We start from the raw sequence: 21,253 nt of genomic DNA on the forward strand, positions 1-21,253 counted from the left end.
GAACGAGTGGCAAAATCTTACTGCTCGCGAGGGGCTGGCGGCCGTCTGCAGTTACTGCGGGAAATGGGCCCACGCACCCGAGGGCCCCACTGTTCAGACGCGCCAGCGGCTGGACGTTGGCAGGCGTGGATTATGCGTTGCCGTCGAACAGGCTCGTTACGGAGCCGTCCTCGAAGACTTCCTTGATGGCGCGGGCCAGCAACGGTGCGATGGAGAGCACCGTCAGTGTTGGGAAGCGCTTCTCTTCCGGAATGGGCAGCGTATTGGTGACAACCACTTCGCGGGCACCACAGTTGGCCAGACGTTCGGCGGCCGGGTCGGAGAAGATGGCGTGCGTGGCGGCGATGATGACATCCTTGGCGCCGGCATCCTTCAGGACACGGACAGCGCCGGCGATGGTGCCACCGGTGTCGATCATGTCATCGATCAAAACACAGGTGCGGCCCTGAACCTGTCCCACAACAGTCTTGGACACGGCCTGGTTGGGCACCGTCAAGTCCCGTGACTTGTGCACGAAGGCCAGCGGCGCCCCACCCAAGCGCTCGGCCCACTGCTCAGCCACGCGCACCCGGCCGGTGTCGGGCGAGACAACAGTGACGTCGTCGTCCCCCACGATGGAGCGAATGTGATCTGCCAGCAACGGAATGGCGAACAGGTGGTCCACGGGGCCGTCGAAGAAGCCCTGAATCTGGGCGGTGTGCAGGTCAACGCTCATGATCCTGTCCGCGCCGGCCGTCTTGTACAGATCGGCGACCAGACGGGCGGAGATCGGCTCGCGGCCGCGGCCCTTCTTGTCCTGGCGCGAGTACGGGTAGAACGGCGCCACCACGGTGATGCCACGGGCCGAGGCCCGCTTCATGGAGTCAACCATGATCAGCTGTTCCATGAGCCAGTTGTTCAACGGGGCCGGGTGGGCCTGGATGATGAACACTTCCTTGCCGCGCACGCTCTCACCGGAGCGGACGTAGATCTCGCCGTTGGCGAAGTCGTACGCCGACAGGGGCAGCAGCTCAGTCCCCAAACAGCGCGCCACCTCTTCGGCCAACTCGGGGTGGGCGCGGCCGGACGCCAACACCAGTTTCTTGTCAACGTTGTGGCTAAGTTCGCTCATGGATTCGCTTTCTCGCAATGGTGGAGTAGTTGAGAAGTCTTAATTGCCGGCATTTTCAGCCGCTTGCGCGGGAATGCTGCCGGGGCGCTTGGCCACTGTCCAACCTTCGGCGTTGCGCTGGGGTGCAACAGTCACGCTCAAGGCGCCCGCGGGTACGTCCCTGCGCACAATGGCGCCGGCACCGGTGAAGGCGCCGTCACCGACAGTGACCGGGGCCACGAACACCGTGTTGGAGCCCGTGCGCACACCCGAGCCGATGATGGTGCGGTGCTTGTTCACGCCGTCGAAGTTGGCCGTGATGTTGCCGCAGCCAATGTTGGTGTCCTCGCCAATCTCGGCGTCCCCGGCATAACCGAGGTGGCTGAGCTTGGAACCGCGGCCGATCGTGACGTTCTTGGTCTCGTAGAACGCACCAATCTTGCCATCAGCCCCCAGCACCGTGCCCGGGCGCAGGTAGGTGAAGGGCCCAACGTGGGCGCCGGCACCGATGCTGGCACCGGAACCGTGCGTGCGGGTCACTTCGGCGCCCACGGCGATCTGGACGTCGGTGAGAGTCGAATCGGGACCGACCACGGCGTCGCGCGCCACTGTCGTCATTCCGTGCAGCTGCGTGCCGGGCAAGATGGTGACGTCCTCGGCGAGCTGCACTGTGGAATCAATCCAGGTGGAGGCCGGGTCAATGATGCTGACACCTGCGCGCATCCACGCCGCCACGATCCGGCGGTTGTGTTCGGCGCCCAGGGCGGAGAGCTGCACCCGATCGTTGGCGCCTTCAACCTGCCAACGGTCTGTTGTGGAGACTGCCGCGACCCGACCGCCGTCGGCCCGGGCCAACGCCAAAACATCCGTCAGGTACATCTCACCCTGGTTGTTGTCGGTCGTGACGCTCTCCAACGCCTTGCGCAGAACTGCCGCGTCGAAGGCGTAGATGCCCGAGTTGATCTCACGGATCTCGCGTTCGGCATCCGTGGCGTCCTTGTGCTCGCGAATACCCAACACGGTGCCGTCGTTGTGGCGCAGGATCCGCCCGTAGCCGGCGGCGTCGTCCAGGACTGCCGTCAACACCGTGACGGCGTTGTTGTCGGCTGCGTGCGTGGCAACCAGCTCGGCCAGCAGCTCGCTGGTCAGCAGCGGAACGTCGCCATAGGTGACAACCACCGTGCCGCTGAGTTCGGCGTCGGCGTCCAGGGCAGCCAGTGCCTGCTGGACGGCGCGGCCGGTGCCGGGGATGTCATCCTGGTCCACGATCTGCGCGGCAGCGTCCAGGGCCGCAATGTGACCGGCCACCAGATCGCGCTCATGGCGGACTACCACGGCAAGCTTGGCAGGGTTCAGGCCCTTGGCCGCAGCCAACGCATGGCCCACCATGGAAATCCCGCCGAGGGGGTGGAGGATTTTGGGGGTGCGTGACTTCATTCTGGTGCCAGCTCCGGCAGCCAAAACGATGACAGCTGCTGGGGTATAGGTGGGGTTGTCTTGGGGGCTCACTAAGTGGCACTCCTGCCCGGACCAGAGTCCGTTTAAAACGTACGCAATGGGAAACTATTCCATGGTACCTGCTCAGGACTTATGCCAGATCTTTTACACAAGTGGTTCCGCCCATAGGATTCGAACCTATACTCCACAGCTCCAAAGGCTGGGGTGCTGCCATTACACCAGGGCGGACCGTGCGCTACGTGCTCTCGCGAGAAGCTCACGAGAATATAGTGTGCCACGCCGGCGGCATATTTCGCGACTTGAGCGTCGCCGTGGCGGGCAGAATCTTGGTGCCACGTGTCAAAGGTCACAGCACCCCCGGGCTGGCCAGCGGAATTTCTCCTGCTTCTGCGCACCGTCGCGGCGGAATACTGCGCCACTGTCACAGCTGCCCTCTACGTCAGGCTGGTTGTGAGTCATTCATTTCTTTTGATTAGAGGAGTCAGCCATGTCATCAATTACGCAGGGTTATACAAGGGATGAGATTCGTGGGTTGGTCCATGAATATTATCTGCAGCCTCATGGAACGAGGAAGGCTTGGCTTGATTCCAAGTCTCTGACGGTGTGGACATTTCGACAGTGGCGCACGATGGTGTTCGAGGGCGACCTCGACCGGAACCTCGTTCCACGAGACGATGGGAACATGACACGCAAGAATGGCCAGTGGTCCGCGTTTGAAAGAATGCGAGCCCGGGAAGCCGCCGAACACCATTCCAAAATTGCTGACCTCGAGAAGCGTATTGCTGAGCTTGAAGGTACCAATTCGGCGCTGGGAAAAGCTATCGGGCTCTTGCACGAGTTGAGCGTGCCCGAGCCCGATACAACCCAGACGAACGAACAGCCCAGTTCATTGCCACGGAAAACGACCTCGTCAGAGAGCTGAAGGAGTTCACCGGCTCCCAGCGGGAAGCTCTCGAAATTACGGGCGTTTCCCGGGGGACTTGGCAGTACCGGATGAAGCCACGCCAAGGCGTGCAGGACCCCCTGCACCAGTCAGAACGCGCCTACGAGAGCAGGATTAGTGATGCCGACCGTGAACGGATCTGCGGTCGCATCCTGGCAAGCTGGGCGGACGGAAACTCCGTTGATAACGCCTATGCCACCTTGTGGGACACTGGGGCGATGCTCGCCTCACGGCGCACCTGGTGGCGGATCGCGGCCGAGATGGAAGACCAGGACCTGCGCCCCCAGGTGCCCAAGAAACGCGGCGGCCGCAAACGCGGTACATCTGAGATGCCGGTGCTGAAAGCTACCTGCCCGGGGCAGGTTTGGTCTTGGGACATCACTGACATCTATTCCAAATGGCGGGGCATTGTGTTCAAGGTCTACTCCATCACGGACACTTACTCCCGTGAGATCGTCGGTTGGCGGGTGGAAGAACGCGAGGTCGACGTGCTTGCCGCGGACATGTTTGAAACCGCCATAGCCCGGCACGGTGCCCCGCGCATCGTGCATGCCGACTCGGGGGCGGCCATGAAGTCACACGCGCTCCGTGACGCCCTTACCGCCCACGGGGTGGAGATCACCCACAACCGCCCCTACGTATCCAACGACAACCCCTTCAGCGAGTCAGCTTTTAAGACCATGAAATACAGGCCAAACTACCCCAAGGTCTTCAAAAGTCTTGAGATCGCCAGGGACTACCTCACCGGATACGTGAACTGGTACAGCACCGAGCATAAACATTCAGGCATCGCGCTCTTCTCACCGGCACAAGTACACAACGGGTCATGGAAAAACCTGTGGGAAAAACGCGATAAAGCTCATCAGGAGTACTACCAGAGACACCCCGAAAGGTTTCGCCGGCCACCCACGACACCAGCCCCCGCCAAGCACGTCGGAATCAACCTGCCCAAACCACAACTACCACAAAAACTAGCCACGTGACTCAACACAGCTTGACAATTTTCGCTGCGCACTATTCGACCGCTAATGACGCGCAGCTGCAATAGTGGCCAGCGCCTGCCTGACCCAATCAAGCATGACGTCTGGGTAGTACATGGCTGTGCTTGCCTTGATGTGCAAGGTGGGGATGCCCTTGACGGTGAGTATGTTGCCGCGCCGCAGATCTTCGGCCCACGCCTTGGGATCATTGTGGTATTTTTCCCCGTCAATCTCCAAACCCAGCACCCCGTCGATGAGCGCGTCCAAGTGGCCCATGCCGGCAATGGCGGCTTGGCCCTGCACGTTGTACCCGGCTTGGCGCAGGCGGTAGCGGCCGCACGTTTCGGCGATGGACATGGATTGCGGATCAATCATGCCAATGATGCGGCGAATCCGTCCGTCCTTGTTCCTGGTGAATACCCGCCGAAGTTCAATGATGGTGCACTTCTTGAGCACCACGGCCGACTCCACCACACAGAGCGCTTCAAGGTCCGAGCCGCACTGAACACAGTGGCGAAGGACGTCCCAGAATGTCAGTCTGCCCTTGACCCGGTGAACCACGCATCCGGTGACGGGGCGCCCGTGGGCCGTCGCCACATGGGGGATCGCCGGTGGCTGCAATACCCACAATCCCAGCGTTTCAGCCCGGCTGTAGCAATCAAGGATCGCCTGGTTGGTGGCCAAATGCGCAGCCAAGGCAGTGGCATCCGGCAGCGCGTAGACACCGCGGGCCAGCTGGCGCACAGTCCCGGCGGCCAGGGCCGCCCTGAGTTGCCAATCCGTCAGCCCACGGGCCAGCAGGGCCTTGCGACTGCTTGCCCGGCCCAATGAGGCCAGGACGTCTTCAACCGGTTTCTTGAGTGGTCCCGACGGTGAGTTCATGGAACCAGCGTGGGCCACGAAACGCTGTGGCGGCAGCCCCGGCGTCGTCATTGTGGACAATCAGCCGGGGCAACCCCCTTGTGCATGAACGATGACTTTGCTGCTGCGCACCATCGTCTTCGCATGATGCGCAGCGCTCACTGTTGCGCACCATCGGAGTCCGATGCTGCGCAGACGCGTGTTACTCCAGGACCGCCGAGGCGTCCAGCCACTCCAATTCCAGCCCCTCGCGCTCGGTGGCCAGCTTGGCCAGCTTGGCTTGGAGGTCGGCCAGTGCGTCGTACTCGCCCACGTGGGCGGACATCTTCTCGTGCAGCTTGGCCTCGGCAGCGGAATTCTTGCCCAGCTGGCGCTCCAAACGGTTCAGCACCTTGCGGGCATCACGCTTTTGCCCCTCGGTGGGGCCCGACGGCGCCGCAGCCACGTCAGCATTGTTGGCAGACGGACCCATACCGGCATTCTCGCGCAGTTCCAGGTACTGGTCCACGCCACCTGGCAGGCCCCGCAGCTTGCCGTCGCCCAACATGGCCATCTGGTGGTCGGTGACGCGCTCCAGCAAGTACCGATCGTGCGAGACCACGACCAGGGTGCCCGGCCAGCCATCGAGCACGTCTTCCACGGCCGCCAACGTGTCGGTGTCCAGGTCGTTGGTGGGCTCATCAAGCATGAGCACGTTCGGCTCGCCCACCAGCAGGCGCAGCAGTTGCAAACGCCTGCGCTCACCACCGGAGAGGTCCTTGACTTGTGTCCACTGCTTGTCCTTGGTGAAGCCCAGCTGCTCCACGAGCTGCCCGGCCGTCATGTCCTTGCCGCCCACCTCGAAGGAACGCTTTTCACGCTCGATGACCTCAATGACGCGCATGTTTAGGACATCGTCCAGCTCACGCACCTCCTGCGTCAGCACGGCGGTCTTCACCGTTGAGCCGCGCTTGACCTTGCCGGACGACGGCGGGACCTCACCGTTGAGCAGCTGCAACAAGGTGGTCTTGCCGGCGCCATTGACGCCGACCAGCCCCAGCCGCTCCCCCGGCGCCAGGCGCAGGGTGATGTTGTTGAACAGTTCCTTCTCCCCGTAGCTCAGCGACACGTTTTCCAAGTCGATGACGTCCTTGCCCAGGCGGGCCGTGGCCATTTTGGACAGGGCCACCGTGTCGCGCGGCTCCGGGACGTCGGCAATGAGGTCGTTGGCGGCCTCGATGCGGAACTTGGGCTTGGCCGTGCGGGCGGGCGCGCCACGGCGCAGCCAGGCCAGTTCCTTCTTCACCAGTTGGACACGCTTGGACTCAATGACCGAGTTCATCCTGTCGCGCTCGGCGCGGGCCAGCACATAGGCGGCGTAACCGCCGTCGAACGGGTCAATGATGCCGTCGTGGACCTCCCAGGTGCGGGTGCACACCTCATCCAGGAACCAGCGATCGTGGGTGACCACCACGAAGGCGCCTTCGTTGGCACGCCAGCGCTGCCTGAGGTGCTTGGCCAGCCATGCCACGCCTTCAACATCGAGGTGGTTGGTGGGCTCATCGAGCATGATGACGTCGTCATCGCCAATGAGCAGCTTGGCCAAGGCCACCCGGCGCTTCTGGCCGCCGGAGAGCGAGTGGATGTTGGCGTGCCAGTCGACCTCGCCCACCAACGCGCCCATGATTTCGCGGATCTTGGGGTTGGAGGCCCACTCGTGGTCGGCCGCCTCCCCCACAATGGCGAAACCGACGGTGTCGTCGCCGTCGAGCACGTCAGTCTGGTCCAGGTAGCTGACCTGGACGCCGCCGCGCACGGTGACGCGGCCGGAATCCGGACTCTGCCGCCCGGCCAACAGGCGCATCAGCGTGGACTTGCCGTCGCCGTTGCGCCCCACGATGCCAATGCGGTCCCCTTCTTCCAGACCAACACTGACGCCGTCGAGGACGGTTCGGGTGGCGAAGGCAACGCTAAGATTTTCTCCGCCAAGCAAATGAGCCACGTGGTACCACTTTCCTTACAACAATTATTAAGAGGACAAAAAAATTAGGCGATGATTGCGGCGCCGTGCACGGGACCTGCCACGGCCCACCCCTGATGGCCGCGCTCGGCCAAGGCCGCGGCAAGGTCGCCGGCGTGCTCGCCGTCCGCGGCAAGAAACGCGAGGGTGGGTCCGGAACCCGAAACCAGCGAGGCCAACGCACCCAGCTCGGCACCCAACGCCAACACCTCGGTCAGGGACGGGGCCAAGTGTTCGGCCGCGGCTTGCAGATCGTTGCGCAGGCACGGCGCCAGTTCCGCCGGGTCCCCCGCCCGCAAGGCAGCCAAAACCCCCGCATCGACCTGCTGCGGCTCACTGGGCTCAACACCTGCACTCTCGCGCAGGGCGTCAAGGGCGCCGTACACCGCAGGCGTGGACAGCCCAAAACTTGCCGGCACCAGGACCCAGTGCAGGGGTGTGGGTGCCAACGCTGCCGTGAGCTTCTCACCAATGCCAAGCCCGACGGCGGCACCGCCCAGCAGGGCGAACGGCACGTCGGCACCCAGTTCGGCACCGAGTTGGGACAGCTCCTCGCGGGAGAGTCCGGTGTGCCAGAGCGCGTCGCAGGCCACCAGGGTGGCGGCGGCGTCTGCCGAGCCGCCGCCCATGCCGCCGGCGATGGGGACGTGTTTGGTGATTTCTATGTGGACGCCGCTGGGGTTGGCGCTGATGTCAGCCACCAGCAAGGCCGCCCGGACGGCAAGGTTGCTCTTATCCAGCGGAATCGTGGCCAGGGCCAGCGGCTCCAGCGAACTGGCCGCGCTGATGCTGACGGTGATGTCGGTGGCGTCGGTGCCGGGCTTGGCCGTGACCAGCACTTCCTCGTAGCGTGAAACGGCCAAGTAGGTGCTGGCGACTGAGTGGTAGCCGTCGTCACGGAGCGGGCCCACCTGCAAGAAGGCATTGATTTTGCCCGGCGCCCGCACCTTGACCCGGTGCACACGGGAGGCCCACAAGGGGTCGGCCGCAAAGGGGTCAGGCCCGGCAGCTGGGTCCTGCCCGCGTGCCGGGCCGGCGCCCTTGGACGTGCCGGCAGCCTTGTTAGAGGGATCCATTGCTAAACCGTGGCAGCTATCTTGGCTTCGGCGATGCGCGCATACGCTGTCACATCAATCACCTCGCCGCGGGCGCTGGGGTCCACCCCGGCCCGGCGCAGGAACGTTTCGGCGTGTGCCGCACCACCAGCCCAGCCGGCCAGCGCCGCCCGCAGGGTTTTGCGGCGTTGGGCGAACGCTGCATCAATGACGGCAAAAACTTGTTCCCGGCTGGCGTGGGTCACGGGCGGCTCGCGGCGGGTGAACTCCACCAGGCCGGAGGAGATCTTCGGGGCCGGCCAAAACACGTTCATGCCAATGACGCCGGCCTTGCGCATCTGCGAATACCAGGCACCCTTGACCGAGGGCACGCCGTACGTCTTGGAGCCGGGCCCGGCCACCATGCGATCGGCCACCTCGTCCTGGACCATGACCAGACCGTGCTGCAGCGAGGGGAAATGCTCCAACAGGTGCAACACCACAGGGACAGCCACGTTGTACGGCAGGTTCGCCACCAACGCGGTGGGCACGGCCGGCAGTTCGGTGACACGCATCGCGTCGGCGAGGACGACGTCGAGGTTTCCCGCCAGTGCGGGGCGGAACGCGGCAACCGTGGAGGGCAGCTTCGCGGCCAGTACCGGATCAATCTCAACAGCCACCACGCGGGCGGCGGCATCGAGCAGGCCAAGGGTCAGTGAGCCCAGGCCGGGGCCCACCTCCAGGACTGTCTCGGTGGGGTCAACCTTGGCTGCAGCCACGATTCGACGGATGGTGTTGCCGTCAATAACAAAGTTCTGTCCCAGGGTTTTCGTGGGACGCACACCAATCTCCTCGGCAAGGCGACGGATCTCGGTGGCACCCAGCAGTGGCTGGGGTGCGGGGCTGGGCTCGGGTGCGGTCACTAAATAATCGTAGCCGCTATTAACGCACTCACTCCCCTGCTGGCGTGAAAACCGGCAAGGGAGTGTGTGATGAGAACTGCATTTGGCTTCTGGTGCTAGCCTGCGGCGTGTGCGCAACCCCACGGCTGCAGGCCGCGGTCGGCGTAGACCTTATTGGCGATGGCTATCTGCTCGGCCTTAGTGGCCAGGCTGGCGTTGGGCGCATAGGCTCCGCCGCCGGCCCCAATCCAGGTGCCAATGTCGAACTGCAGGCCACCGTAGTAGCCGTTGCCGTTGTTGATGGACCAGTTACCCGTTGACTCACACTGGGCAATGGCATCCCACATGGCCTCATTGGACATGGCCGGGGCCTTCTCGCCGGTTTCGCTGGGCTTGCTGGCCTTGCTGGGCTCGCTGGCCGCTGGCTTGACGGCCGGGCGTTCCTTGCTGCCCACCGAGATTTGGGCGTCAACCGCTGCCACCACTACTTTGGACCCGGTCTCGGTGCGGCTGACCACTGCGCCGTCAACCGTGACAGTCCTGAACGTCTTCTCCAGCTTGCCGGCAACCCCTGCACGGGTGGTTTTCTTCTCGTCCTTGAAAAGTGCTGCGTCTACTTTTTCTTCGGACTCAAAGGGGACTGCCTCAGTGGCGGTGGCGGTGCCGGAGGTGTTCACCCGGGTCACCTTGACCACCATGTTTTCCACCACGGCGGCAACGCCCGGGACGGACACCCTATCCGTGGCGGTGAGCTTCACGCCGGCTTCGGCGAGCACGCCGGAAACATCGTGCGCTGTGGTGGTTTTGACGCTCTTCTTGCCGTCAGCGACCAGGGTGACCTGCTTGGGCGTGATGATGCTGATGTCACTGGAGTTGGCCAGCAAGGTATCCGCCGGGACCGAAAGGCGTGCGTTGGCGGCAATGCCCAACTGGCTGATCAACCCGCTGATCTTGGTGGAGGTGGTGGTGACTGTTTGTTCCGCACCGTCCAGGCTCACCTGAATGTCCTTGGCTGTGTTGACCGTGACAACTTCACCGTCTACAACAGCTTTGTCCAGCGCCGGGCTGACGTGGTCTTCTCCTGTCACCGACACATCTGCTCCCTCGAGCACATCTGCCACCGACCCGCCGAAGGCTTGAACTGAACTGCTCTGACCATCGAGGACCAAGGTGATGGACTTGCTGGCACCGGCGAAGGTGAGCAGTCCGGCAACGAGGGCCACCAGGATGGCTGCTTGGCCGGCAAGTTTGAGAACGCTCAGTTTGCCATCGGTTTTGTAGAGAAAATTCACTGGTTCCCATAACTTCTAGAGCACCCGGGCACGGAGAAGGCATGACGCAATCATGAACAGTTTTAGTCCGCGAACCATCGAGGACTGCGCTGCCATAATTGTTCTCGCGAACGAACGCCCCGGACCACGAACAAGGCGTGATTTCCGCAGCAGATGATCCGTTGGCCTTCCCCGACCACGGCTATTAGTTCCTCAGCGTAACCTAAACGTGATCAAGTGGACAAGAGTTGATAACGGAAAAGTGATTAACCGTACAGGGCTAATCAGCCCAGGAGCCGTAGACAGCCTCCGTATTTTCGCGTAGCTGGTGGCTGAGCGCCCCAACCTCCCGGCCCACAATGTGCCCCATGCTTTGCACCGTGTAGGGCAGCATGTAACTGGCATTGGGCCGCCCCCGGAACGGGTGGGGGGTCAGGAACGGGGCATCCGTCTCGACCAGGACCAGGGCCGGGTCGGCAACACTAAGTGCCTCGCGAAGGTTCTTGGCATTCTTAAACGTCACGGTGCCCGAAAAGGACATGTACCAGCCATTGTCGTTGCAAATTCTCGCCAGTTCCGCATCCCCGGAAAAGCAATGAAAAACCAGGCGCGACGGCGCCCCCACCTCGGCCAAGATGCTCAACACATCCAGGTGTGCGTCACGGCAATGGATTTGCAGGGCCAGGTCCCGGCGCTTGGCCATGTCAAGATGCTCACGGAAGGAGTGGTGTTGCGCCGCCACGCCGTCCTCACCGGTGCGGAAGTAATCCAGCCCGGTCTCCCCGATGGCCCGAATCCGGGGGTGGGCGGCCATGGCGTCAATCTGCGCCAACGCCTCATCCAAGGAGCCCTCCCGGGCCAACGCCGGGGCATCGTTGGGATGGATGGCCACGGCACCGAGCAGGCGGGGATCGGCGTCGACGGCGGCCACAGTGAACCGTGACGACGCCACATCACAACCCACCTGCACGGCTCCCGCTACACCCACGGCCTGGGCCGCATCAAGGGCAGCCGACAGCTCCACCGGCGAGTCACCCACGTCAAAATGTGTGTGATTGTCATAGAGGGGGACCTCCAACCTAGCTGGCGCCGGCGCGAAATCGCCCTTCTGCGGCCCGCCCTGGGCGGTGTTCGTCGCACGGCGGTAAGGGCGGGGAATGTCTTCGGAGCACATAGCCCCCAACTGTATCGTTTATCGAATTTGTTGGCGGGTAGGGCCAAAAGACGCTCAGGATAGTAGCGTAGGTCACAAGAACGGGATGGTTGGCGCATCAGTGACGTGGCGGGAAGGCGGAGCATGCACGCGCAGGAGACGTTCACGGCGGCCGCACTCACAGCAGCCGGGCAACCACCGGCTCCACTATTTCCGGCACCACGGGCCATGGACCAGGAGCGATTTGCGCAGCTGAGCCGGAACATCATGACAGTCATGAACACTGTTATTGACGGCAAGGACGAAGCTGTCCGACTGGCCCTGACAGTCCTGCTGGCCGGCGGTCACCTGCTCTTAGAAGACGTGCCCGGGGTGGGCAAGACCCTGCTGGCGAAGGCGTTGGCCCGCACCGTTGACTGTTCGGTGAACAGGATTCAGTTCACCCCCGACCTGCTCCCCAGCGACATCACAGGTGTGTCCATTTTCAATCAGTCCACCCAGGCCTTTGAATTCCGTCCCGGCGCCATTTTTGCCAATCTGGTCATCGGGGACGAAATCAACCGGGCCTCGGCCAAGACCCAGTCGGCGCTGCTGGAATCCATGGCCGAACACCAGGTCAGCGTGGACGGCATCACGTACACCTTGGACGAACCCTTCATGGTGATTGCCACGCAAAACCCCATAGAGATGGAAGGCACCTACCCCTTGCCGGAGGCGCAACGGGACAGGTTCATGGCCCGCATCTCCATGGGCTATCCCGACACGTCCGCGGAACTGGCCATGTTGGAAACCCACCAATCCGGCAACCCCCTGGACTCCGTGCAGGCTGTCGCCTCGGCACAGCAGGTCTCCGCCATGATCGAGCTGGTGGCGGATATTCACGTCTCGGCCGCCGTGAAGGCGTACACGGTAGATCTTGGCCAGGCCACCCGAACACACCCGGATTTGCGCCTTGGTGCCAGTCCGCGAGCGCTGCTGCAACTGTTGCGGGCGGCCAAGGCTGCCTCGGCTCTGGCGGGCCGGGCCTTTGTGCTCCCCGATGACATTCACGATCTTGCCCAGCCTGTCCTGGCACACAGGTTGATTGTTGAGCGCCGGGCCGCCAGTGCCGGTGTCACGGCGGCGTCGGTGATTGCCGAGGTGTTGGCCAGCATGGCTGTCCCCGGCATGCCTGACGGGCGTGCCGCGAAGGACGCCCGGAACCGGTAGGAGTCTGCAGTGTTTGCGTTCCGTCCCTTACGGCCCCGCGGCTGGTTGTTGATCGTTTGTGGCGTCCTAGCCTTCGTGCTGGCCGCAGTGTTGGGCCGGCGCGATCTGTTGCTGGTGGCAGTGTTTTGTTTCCTGCTGCCCGTCATCGCATGCCTGACGCTCTACGCGCTCCGGCCGGCGTTTTCGGTCAAACGCCACATATCCCCGCACCTGGCGCAGGTGGGCGTGGCGGTCACCGTGAGCGTGGACGTGCGCGGGAGCAACCCGGGCGGGTCCCGGATCCGGCTGGTGGAAACCCTGCCCCCTGGTTTCTACGGCGCCCGGCCCTTTAGCTATCCCCAACCCGTGGTGCCGCACGGGCGGTTGAGCCGCTACCACTATGAGCTCTATCCACGCCACCGCGGCGTCTTCACGGTCGGGCCGCTGAAGGGGTACTTCACCGACCCCTTTGATGTGGCCTTCGCCCGGCAGGCCCTTGACGCCGGGGACCGGCTCACAGTGGCCCCTGCCGCCGTGGAGTTGCCGGCAATACTGCTGGGTGATTCGCGCGGCAACGACGGCGCCCAGGTGAGCCGGTCACCGGCCCATGCCAGCCACGACGACGCCACGGCACGCGAGTACCGTCCCGGTGATCCGCTGCGGCGCGTGCACTGGCCCGTGAGCGCCAGGGCGGGCAAACTCATGGTCCGTGCCGAGGAGGCCGTCACCACCCCCGAGGCCGCCTTGATCCTTGACCAGCGGCCCGGCGCCTTCGGCACACAGCTGCACGGACATCCCGGTGCGGGCGAACCTTCGGGCTCACTGCGGACAACACCGGCGTTTGAACAGGCGGTGGTCGTTGCCGTGTCCATCGCCACCCACTTGTTGGAGCGCGGATATTCGCTGCGCATCCTTGACCAGCTGGGCCAGCCAGCCTTTAACTCCTCCCCATCCGCGGCAAACCCCGAACAGGAAGACTTTGGCGGGCCCACGGCAGCCCTTGAGGTGTCGGCCGCCCTTGCCGCCATCGACTTGGCAGAGACCCCGGCACTACCCCACCGTGAACCCTTCGCCGAATCCTTGGCGCAAAAACTCCACCAGTCGCGGCGTCGCGGCCCGCTGCTTGCCATCACCGGCACCCTCACTGCCACCGAGGCCCTGCTGCTGGCCAGCACGGCCGAACCGTCGGCCAGCGCCTACGCCCTCGTGCTGTGCCCTGACGGCGCCGATGCCGGTGAGGCCCTGGCGATCCTGCACCGCGCCGGCTGGCAGGCTGCGGCCCTGACCCACCATTCGTCAGTGGCGGAGGCCTGGGCGCAGCTAGAATCAGCGGCAACCGCCTTTGGGGGTGGGCGGTGAGCCGGCAACTGACGGACACGGCAACGCCCGAGCCCCGACACGACGCCGACCAGGCCGGTGCCGCCGCACCCAAGCGTCGTGGCCAGCCCCAAACCGGGCCGGCTCGCTGGGTCTTGGCGGTGTCGGTTTTTGCCGCCGTCATGGGCACCTCATTGAGTCTGCGCGCGGTGGTGGTGGACTTTGACTGGTTCGTGCAGGCCGCCTTCGTGGTTGCCTTGACACTGTTGTTTCCAGCCCTGCTGCGTCGGTACCTCCCCTGGAGTCCTTTTGCGCCGGCCGGAGCGTTGCTGGGCTGGCTCATGGGCCTGACCATGATGTTCTTTCCCGGCACGGCCTTGTTGGGATTTGCGCCCACCTCGGCCACACTGCGGGCCGCACTGGAGTTGGCCGCCGACGCCTCCACGCTGATCATGACCAATTCCGCGCCCGTTCCGTCAACCCCGGCCATCGCTTTTTTGATCTGCGCAGGACTGGGCTTTGTGGCCCTGCTCGTTGACACAGTCGCCATCACGGTGGCCATGCCGGCGGCCAGCGCCCTGGGCCTGACACTGATCATGATGCCCGCGGCGCTGACCACCACAACGGGTGTTGGCGCTCTGGGCTTTGCCTGTGCGGCGGCAGGCTTCCTGGTGGTTCTGGGCTGCTGCAGCTGGTACGCCCCTGAAGGAAAAATCCGTTCGGGACTGGGCGCCCAGGCGGGCGGGATCCTGCCCCGAGCCATGGCGTTGGGGGCTGCTGTGGTGTTGCTGACAATGCTGGTGCCGGTGGCCATCCCGGGCTTCACGCAAGGCGTTTTCCCGCAGGGTTCACGGCTCAGCGGTCCCGGGGGTGTTTCACAGCTTGATCCGATGATTTCGCTTGGGCGGAATCTGCGCCAACAATCCAATGAGGTGGCCCTGACCTATGTGAGCAACTCCGACGGTGCCCAGTATTTACGGTTGAGCACGCTTGAGAACTTCACCGGAAAAAACTGGCAGCCCTCCCCGCAAACTGTGGGGCTTGACCGCGGACTGACATCGCTGAGCCCCGCCCGGCCGCCGGCAGCTTCGCTGCCCACCACCGAAAAGCTGACAGTCATTGCCACCCCGACGCTCGCCAGCGAGTGGCTGCCGACCCCGCTTTCGGCGACCGAGGTGACGGGGCTCACCGGCCCCTGGCTGTGGAACCCGGCCACCCAAACGATTCGGAGCAACACCTCCAGCACGGCGGGCCAAAGCTACACGGTGCGCAGCACCATGCCACAGCTGTCCCCGGCGGTCTTGGCCACCGCCACCTGGCAGCCCCGGGCCGCACTGGACCCCGTATTTGCTGCCCTGCCGCCGGACGTGCCGGCAATTATTGGTGCCACGGCCCGTGCGGTGGCAGGGAATGAGTCCTCCCCCTATGGCCAGGCTGTCGCCCTGCAGGACTATCTACGCTCCGGCACCTTCACCTACAGTCTGGACGCACCCGTCCAGGCCGGCTACGACGGCTCCGGCCTGGACGTGTTGGCCACCTTCCTTGACGCTAAAAGCGGATATTGCGTCCACTTCTCTGCCGCCATGGCTGTCATGGCCCGTGAGTTGGGTATTCCCTCCCGGATTGCCGTGGGTTACGCACCGGGTTCGTCCACCTCAGAGATTGGCGAGGTGGCCGGGCAGTCCTTGAAAGGGTTCCAAGCCACCGGGCGGGACGCGCACGCCTGGCCCGAACTGTATTTTCAGGGCCTCGGCTGGGTGCCCTTTGAACCGACACCCTCACGCGGGGCAGTTCCCGAGTATGCGCAGCCTGACGCTGGCACCACCGCACAAACGAGCAGCGCACCCACCGTGGCGGCGTCAGCCACCCCCACCGCCGAGCCAACGGCCACGGCCACGGCTGCCGCGGTGGCCGGCGACGGCGCACAGTCATCACCGAACCCTTGGTTGTGGCTGACAGGTGTTTCCCTGACAGTCTTGTTGTTGGGGGTCCCTGCCGTGGCCCGGCGGATCGTTCGACGCCGGCGGCTTCAACAGGTGCGCAGGTCACGGCACCGGGTCGCTGGCTGGGGCGGGCCCGCTCCGGAACTTCTGGCGTGGCGTGAACTGGTGGCCACGGCCGTGGACTATGGCTACGACTATGACCCGGCCCTGACGCCGGCCCGCCATGCCGAACAGTTCTCCCGGTTGTTGGGGCGCAGCAGCCGGGCGGACGTGGCCGTGGTGTTGAGAGCGTACGAACAAGCCGCCTACGGCAAAGCCGGCACCGGTACCGTGGGCAACGCTGACTTAGTTGGTGCCGTGGAAACGCTGATAGGGGCGCTCCACGCCACGGCCACGCCGTGGGAACGGCTCCGCGCCACGATGGCGCCACCGTCGTTCTTAAGCCGCAACTGACCTCAGCGCGCGAACTAACGTCACAAGCGAACTAACCCGACAAGCGAACTAACCCGCAGAAAACGCCGAAAATCGCGTCAAAAACGCGAATTTTGGCCGTTTTCTGCGGGTCAGTTCGCGGGCGGCTAGGCGTTGTGGGGGTTCGGGAAGCCAATGTACTGGGTGTACTGGTACTCCTCGATGCCTTCGAGGCTGCCCTCACGGCCCAACCCTGACTGCTTCACACCACCAAAGGGGGCGGCAGCGTTGGAGATGACGCCGGCGTTCAGACCCATCATGCCCGTCTCAATGCGGTTGGCCATGCGCAGCCCACGGTTGTGGTCCTTGGTGAAGACATACGCCACCAGGCCGTACTCGGTGTCGTTGGCCAGGGCCACTGCCTCGTCGTCGTTCTTGAACGTGACGATGGGTGCCACCGGGCCAAAGATCTCCTCGCTGAGGATCCGCGAGCCCGGCTCGACACCTTGCAAGACTGTTGGCTGGTAGAAGTAGCCGGGGCCCTGGACGGGCGCACCGCCGGTGATGGCGCGGGCGCCGTCGGCCACGGCGTCGCTCACCAGGGCGTGAACCTTGTCCCGGCTCTTGGCGTCGATCAGGGGGCCCAGCTTGGTGGCCGGATCGGTGCCGCGGCCCGTTGTCATGGCGCCCATGGCGGCGGCGAACTTCGCGGCAAATTCCTCGGCCACGGATTCGTGCACCAGGAAACGGTTGGCGGCCGTGCACGCCTCACCCATGTTGCGCAGCTTGGCGGCCATGGCGCCCACCACTGCCGCGTCAATGTCGGCATCCTCGAAGACCAGGAACGGGGCGTTGCCGCCAAGTTCCATGGACGTGCGCAGCACATTGGTGGAAGCATCCGCCAACAGGCGCCGGCCCACAGGTGTTGAGCCGGTGAACGACAGCTTGCGCAGGCGGGTGTCCTTGATCAAGGGCCCGGTAACCTCGCCGGCGTTGGTGGTGGACACCACGTTCAGGACACCTGCCGGCAGTCCGGCCTCGATCATGACCTGCGCGAACAGGAGGCTGGTCAGCGGTGTCAGGTTAGCCGGTTTGAGCACCATGGTGCAGCCTGCCGCGATGGCCGGGGCAATCTTGCGGGTTGCCATGGCCAGCGGGAAGTTCCAGGGGGTGATGAGCAGGCAGGGGCCAACAGGCTTTTTCTGCACCAGGATCTGGGCTGTGCCTTCGGGGTTGGATGAGTACCGGCCGAAGGAGCGGACAGCCTCTTCGGAGAACCAGCGCAAGAACTCCGCACCGTAAGCCACCTCGCCGCGAGCTTCAGCCAGCGGCTTGCCCATTTCAAGGGTCATGAGCAAGGCAAAGTCCTCGGCGCGGGCCGTGACCAGCTCAAAGGCGCGGCGCAGGATTTCGGCACGAACACGCGGTGCCGTGGCAGCCCACTGTTCTTGAACGGCGACGGCGGCGTCCAGGGCTGCGGCGCCGTCTGCGGCCCCGGCGTCGGCAATCTCAAGAAGCACGTTGCCGGTGGCGGGGTCCTCAACGCCGAACGTCCGCCCCGATGCTGCACTGCGCCATTGACCGTTGATTAGCAGTCCGGTGGGAACACTCGCCAACAAGGCACTTTCGCGCTCATTGAGTTCGGTGGCAGCTGTCACGGTCATGATGACTCCTTGTTTCTTGGACGACGTGTATCGAGGGCCGATGGTCGTGTGCTTGGGCGTGACCGCCGACGCCTGGCCAGATGTGCTCGGAGGTGGCCAGGCGTTGTTGCGGTCCATTGTGCTTTAGTTCACGGTAGTTCTCAGCCGATAACAGTGTCTACGCATGTACGCACTACGGGCAATGAATTCGCTGTGCATTTGTACAACAGGGTGCCGACGCCGGTGCACGATTTAGCCGCGGGCGGCGAGCACCGCACTGTACAGTTCACGCTTGCTGACGTGGACGTCATGGGCGATGACGGCAACCGCCTCCTTGAGCCGCATGCCCTGGGAGATGAGTTCGTTCACCGCGGCAACATGGTCTGCGGGGGTCCCGGGCGCCGTGTCCGGGGCACCGGCGACGACGACGGCAATCTCGCCGCGGATCTGTGTGGTTTCAGCCCATTCCAACAAACCGGACAGCGGCCTGCGCACAACTTCTTCATACGTCTTGGTCAGTTCACGGCACACGGCGCCGGAGCGGGCCGGGCCGAAGGCTGTGTGCAGGGCCCGCAACATGGTTTCCAGGCGGTGCGGCGCCTCAAAGAACACCATGGTGCGTTTTTCCACGGCAAGATCGTGCAGCCTGCTGGCCCGTTCACCGGATTTGCGGGGCAGGAAACCCTCAAAGCAGAACCTGTCGGTGGGCAGCCCGGACAAGGCCAGGGCCGTCAACACAGCCGAGGGCCCCGGCGCCGCCGTCACCTTAACCCCTGCCGCCACGGCCCCGGCCACCAGCCGGAAGCCGGGGTCGGAGACGGAGGGCATGCCCGCATCGGTCACCATCAGCAGCACCTTCCCGCCCTGTACCTGTGCGAGCAATTCGGCTGTCTTGGTGGCCTCGTTGTGTTCGTGATAGCTGACGATCTGGCCGCCAACCTTGACGTTGAGACTGGTGACCAGGCGGTGCAGACGCCGGGTGTCCTCGGCAGCCACAATGTCAGCAGCCCCCAACCAGGCGATCAGGCGGGCTGAGGCGTCGCCCATGTTGCCAATGGGCGTGGCAGCCAAAATAATGTAGCCCTCCCCCGGACGCGCGGGCGGTGCCATGCTCGAGTCAAGGGTTTCCTCGGCCAGTGCGGCACCGTCTTCGTCAGTGGTGGGTGCGTCGCCGTCATGTTGGCCAATGTCATCTTCCATGACACCAGCGTAGTGCGCCACAGCATCAGCCACCCATTTGGGTAGCATTGGCAAGGTGCACTCCCAAGCTATGGATACCGCCACGGCGGCCTCGGACCACCCCGCCCCTGATGAGTCGCCGACTCCCGGCGGGTCAGCAGTGGACCCCGCCCCGGCATCCGTGACTGAGCCGGCCAAGTACCCCCGGTGGCTGCGTGATCCGGCAATGGCCTTCACGTCATCGAGTGTGCGCGCCAGGCTCCTGGGCATGCGCGGCTCCTTCTCCACCACGCCCGCCGACCTGCGCCTGTGGTTTTGGCTGGCACCGGCCCTGACGGCAGCCGTGGGTGGCTTGTTGCGGTTCATCCGCCTGGGCCAGCCCGCCTCGCTGGTCTTTGACGAGACGTACTACGTCAAGGACGCGTACAGCTATCTGCAGAGCGGCTATGAGCGCAATTGGGCGGAGAACGCCAACGACCTGTTCAACCGGGGCATTTTCACCGGCCTGGAGAACACCGCCGAGTATGTGGTTCATCCGCCGGTGGGCAAGTGGATGATAGCGCTGGGTCTGTGGATTTTTGGTCCGGACAGCACGTTTGGTTGGCGCTTCGCCGCCGCCCTGGTGGGCACCCTTTCGGTGTTCCTGATCGCCTTGATAGCCCAAAAAATGTTCCAATCCACGATCTTGGGTGCCACGGCGGGGCTCTTGTTCGCCGTTGACGGTCACGCCATTGTGCAGTCCAGGACCTCATTGCTGGATATTTTTGTCATGTTCTTTGCCCTGGTGGCCTTTGGTGCGATCCTCCTGGACAGGGATGACGGACGACGCCGGCTGGCCGCACGGCTTGCCGCGCTGACCGGTGGTGACGGAAAAGTTCCGGCCAAGGTGCTGCTCTACGGCCCCTGGCTGGGGATCCGCTGGTGGCGGCTGGCTGCGGGCATTGCGCTGGGCCTGTGCATTGGCACCAAGTGGTCGGGCCTGTTCTTCCTGGCCGTCTTTGGGCTGATGAGCGTCATCTGGGACATGAACGCCCGCCGCATTGCCGGCATCAAATACTGGGTCCTTGGTGCTGTGGGGAAGGACGGCATCCTCGCCTTTGTCAGCATGGTTCCGGTGGCCGCCCTGACGTACCTGGCCACCTGGACCGGCTGGTTCCTATCCAAGGACGCCTACGACAGGAATTGGGCGGCCGAAAACCCCTCCGGCATGTGGGGGTGGCTCCCGGAGTCCCTGCGTTCGCTGTGGCACTACCACTCCACAGCCTTGAACTTCCATACGGGGTTGGGCTCGGACCACCCGTACAAGTCAAATGCGTGGTCCTGGCTGGTCATGGGCCGGCCGACGTCGTTCTACGTCAAGAACTACGAAAACGGCGAGGGCGGATGCGCCGCGGAGAAGTGCACGGCTGCCATCACCAGTATTGGCAACCCACTCATTTGGTGGCTCGGCACGCTGGCCATCCTGTTCCTGATTGGCTACTGGATCGCCAAGCGTGACTGGCGTGCCGGTGCCATCCTGGCCGGTTTTGTCGCGGGGTTTCTGCCGTGGATTTTCTATCCCACCCGCACCATTTTCTTCTTCTACGCAATCGCCTACGAACCCTTCATGATTCTGGCCATTGTGCTGGTTCTGGGCCTGATCCTGGGCAAGGTCGGCGATCCGCCATGGCGTCGCCAACAAGGGGCTCTGATCGTGGGCATTTACCTGGTCCTGGTGGTAGCCGTCAGCGCGTACTTCTACCCGCTCTGGGCGGGGGAAATCATCTCCCAAGAGTATTGGCGACAACACATGTGGCTGCCCAGCTGGATCTAGCCAGCCCACCACGCAAAAATGCCGCCGTTTGACGCAAATGCCATAGTACAAACTATGGCATTTGCGTC

General features: G+C 64.0%; 16 protein-coding genes and 1 tRNA gene. 6 read left to right on the top strand and 11 right to left on the bottom strand.

Annotation, left to right across the window (positions count from 1 at the left end; genetic code table 11):
• Positions 1 to 130 precede the first annotated feature (130 nt).
• The 3 genes from ACX80E_RS07020 to ACX80E_RS07030 form a co-directional block, all read right to left on the bottom strand.
• Positions 131 to 1,111 (bottom strand): ribose-phosphate diphosphokinase, encoded by a 981-nt coding sequence (locus ACX80E_RS07020; RefSeq protein WP_459301195.1) that lies wholly within the window; start codon positions 1,109 to 1,111, stop codon positions 131 to 133.
• A 39-nt stretch (positions 1,112 to 1,150) separates the two neighbouring features.
• Positions 1,151 to 2,599 (bottom strand): bifunctional UDP-N-acetylglucosamine diphosphorylase/glucosamine-1-phosphate N-acetyltransferase GlmU, encoded by a 1,449-nt coding sequence (glmU, locus tag ACX80E_RS07025; RefSeq protein WP_459301196.1) that lies wholly within the window; start codon positions 2,597 to 2,599, stop codon positions 1,151 to 1,153.
• Positions 2,600 to 2,701: 102 nt separating this feature from the next.
• Positions 2,702 to 2,776: transfer RNA gene (locus ACX80E_RS07030), tRNA-Gln, on the bottom strand.
• 259 nt (positions 2,777 to 3,035) lie between these two features.
• Here ACX80E_RS07030 and ACX80E_RS07035 point away from each other — a divergent pair.
• On the top strand, positions 3,036 to 3,470 hold the full coding sequence (locus ACX80E_RS07035; protein WP_459301197.1) for a hypothetical protein: 435 nt from the start codon (positions 3,036 to 3,038) through the stop codon (positions 3,468 to 3,470).
• 71 nt (positions 3,471 to 3,541) lie between these two features.
• Positions 3,542 to 4,474 (top strand): transposase, encoded by a 933-nt coding sequence (locus tag ACX80E_RS07040; protein ID WP_459301198.1) that lies wholly within the window; start codon positions 3,542 to 3,544, stop codon positions 4,472 to 4,474.
• A gap of 42 nt (positions 4,475 to 4,516) precedes the next feature.
• Here ACX80E_RS07040 and ACX80E_RS07045 read toward each other — a convergent pair whose 3' ends face one another.
• The 6 genes from ACX80E_RS07045 to ACX80E_RS07070 form a co-directional block, all read right to left on the bottom strand.
• Entirely contained in the window at positions 4,517 to 5,353 is an 837-nt protein-coding gene (locus ACX80E_RS07045) for a hypothetical protein (protein ID WP_459301199.1), read from the bottom strand.
• 181 nt (positions 5,354 to 5,534) lie between these two features.
• The gene (locus ACX80E_RS07050) at positions 5,535 to 7,313 is read right to left on the bottom strand and encodes an ABC-F family ATP-binding cassette domain-containing protein (RefSeq protein ID WP_459301200.1); all 1,779 of its coding nucleotides are present in this window, start codon (positions 7,311 to 7,313) and stop codon (positions 5,535 to 5,537) included.
• A gap of 44 nt (positions 7,314 to 7,357) precedes the next feature.
• Complete coding sequence (locus ACX80E_RS07055; protein WP_459301201.1) at positions 7,358 to 8,407, bottom strand: 4-(cytidine 5'-diphospho)-2-C-methyl-D-erythritol kinase; 1,050 nt, start codon at positions 8,405 to 8,407, stop codon at positions 7,358 to 7,360.
• 2 nt (positions 8,408 to 8,409) lie between these two features.
• Positions 8,410 to 9,288: a 16S rRNA (adenine(1518)-N(6)/adenine(1519)-N(6))-dimethyltransferase RsmA gene (rsmA, locus tag ACX80E_RS07060; RefSeq protein ID WP_459301202.1), complete on the bottom strand. Its 879-nt coding sequence runs from the start codon at positions 9,286 to 9,288 to the stop codon at positions 8,410 to 8,412.
• A gap of 95 nt (positions 9,289 to 9,383) precedes the next feature.
• Positions 9,384 to 10,559, bottom strand: coding sequence for a transglycosylase family protein (locus ACX80E_RS07065; RefSeq protein WP_459301203.1), 1,176 nt, complete (start codon positions 10,557 to 10,559; stop codon positions 9,384 to 9,386).
• Between the two features lie 259 nt (positions 10,560 to 10,818).
• Complete coding sequence (locus ACX80E_RS07070) at positions 10,819 to 11,712, bottom strand: TatD family hydrolase (protein WP_459301204.1); 894 nt, start codon at positions 11,710 to 11,712, stop codon at positions 10,819 to 10,821.
• A 123-nt stretch (positions 11,713 to 11,835) separates the two neighbouring features.
• Here ACX80E_RS07070 and ACX80E_RS07075 point away from each other — a divergent pair, with 123 nt between their 5' ends.
• The 3 genes from ACX80E_RS07075 to ACX80E_RS07085 are packed head-to-tail and all read left to right on the top strand — an operon-like array spanning position 11,836 to position 16,592.
• Positions 11,836 to 12,900 (top strand): AAA family ATPase, encoded by a 1,065-nt coding sequence (locus tag ACX80E_RS07075; RefSeq protein WP_459301205.1) that lies wholly within the window; start codon positions 11,836 to 11,838, stop codon positions 12,898 to 12,900.
• Between the two features lie 9 nt (positions 12,901 to 12,909).
• Positions 12,910 to 14,238 (top strand): DUF58 domain-containing protein, encoded by a 1,329-nt coding sequence (locus ACX80E_RS07080; protein WP_459301207.1) that lies wholly within the window; start codon positions 12,910 to 12,912, stop codon positions 14,236 to 14,238.
• Positions 14,235 to 16,592, top strand: a complete 2,358-nt coding sequence (locus tag ACX80E_RS07085) for a transglutaminase TgpA family protein (protein ID WP_459301208.1) — start codon at positions 14,235 to 14,237, stop codon at positions 16,590 to 16,592. The genes ACX80E_RS07080 and ACX80E_RS07085 overlap by 4 nt, the downstream gene beginning before the upstream one ends.
• Positions 16,593 to 16,717: 125 nt before the next feature.
• Here ACX80E_RS07085 and ACX80E_RS07090 read toward each other — a convergent pair whose 3' ends face one another.
• Positions 16,718 to 18,214, bottom strand: a complete 1,497-nt coding sequence (locus tag ACX80E_RS07090) for an NAD-dependent succinate-semialdehyde dehydrogenase (RefSeq protein WP_459301209.1) — start codon at positions 18,212 to 18,214, stop codon at positions 16,718 to 16,720.
• A 231-nt stretch (positions 18,215 to 18,445) separates the two neighbouring features.
• Positions 18,446 to 19,303 (bottom strand): 16S rRNA (cytidine(1402)-2'-O)-methyltransferase, encoded by an 858-nt coding sequence (rsmI, locus tag ACX80E_RS07095; protein WP_459301212.1) that lies wholly within the window; start codon positions 19,301 to 19,303, stop codon positions 18,446 to 18,448.
• A 160-nt stretch (positions 19,304 to 19,463) separates the two neighbouring features.
• On the opposite strand from rsmI, the gene ACX80E_RS07100 reads away from it, so the two are divergent.
• Complete coding sequence (locus tag ACX80E_RS07100; RefSeq protein ID WP_459301210.1) at positions 19,464 to 21,185, top strand: dolichyl-phosphate-mannose--protein mannosyltransferase; 1,722 nt, start codon at positions 19,464 to 19,466, stop codon at positions 21,183 to 21,185.
• Positions 21,186 to 21,253 lie beyond the last annotated feature (68 nt).

It is taken from the genome of Arthrobacter sp. TMN-49 (genome assembly GCF_054511095.1).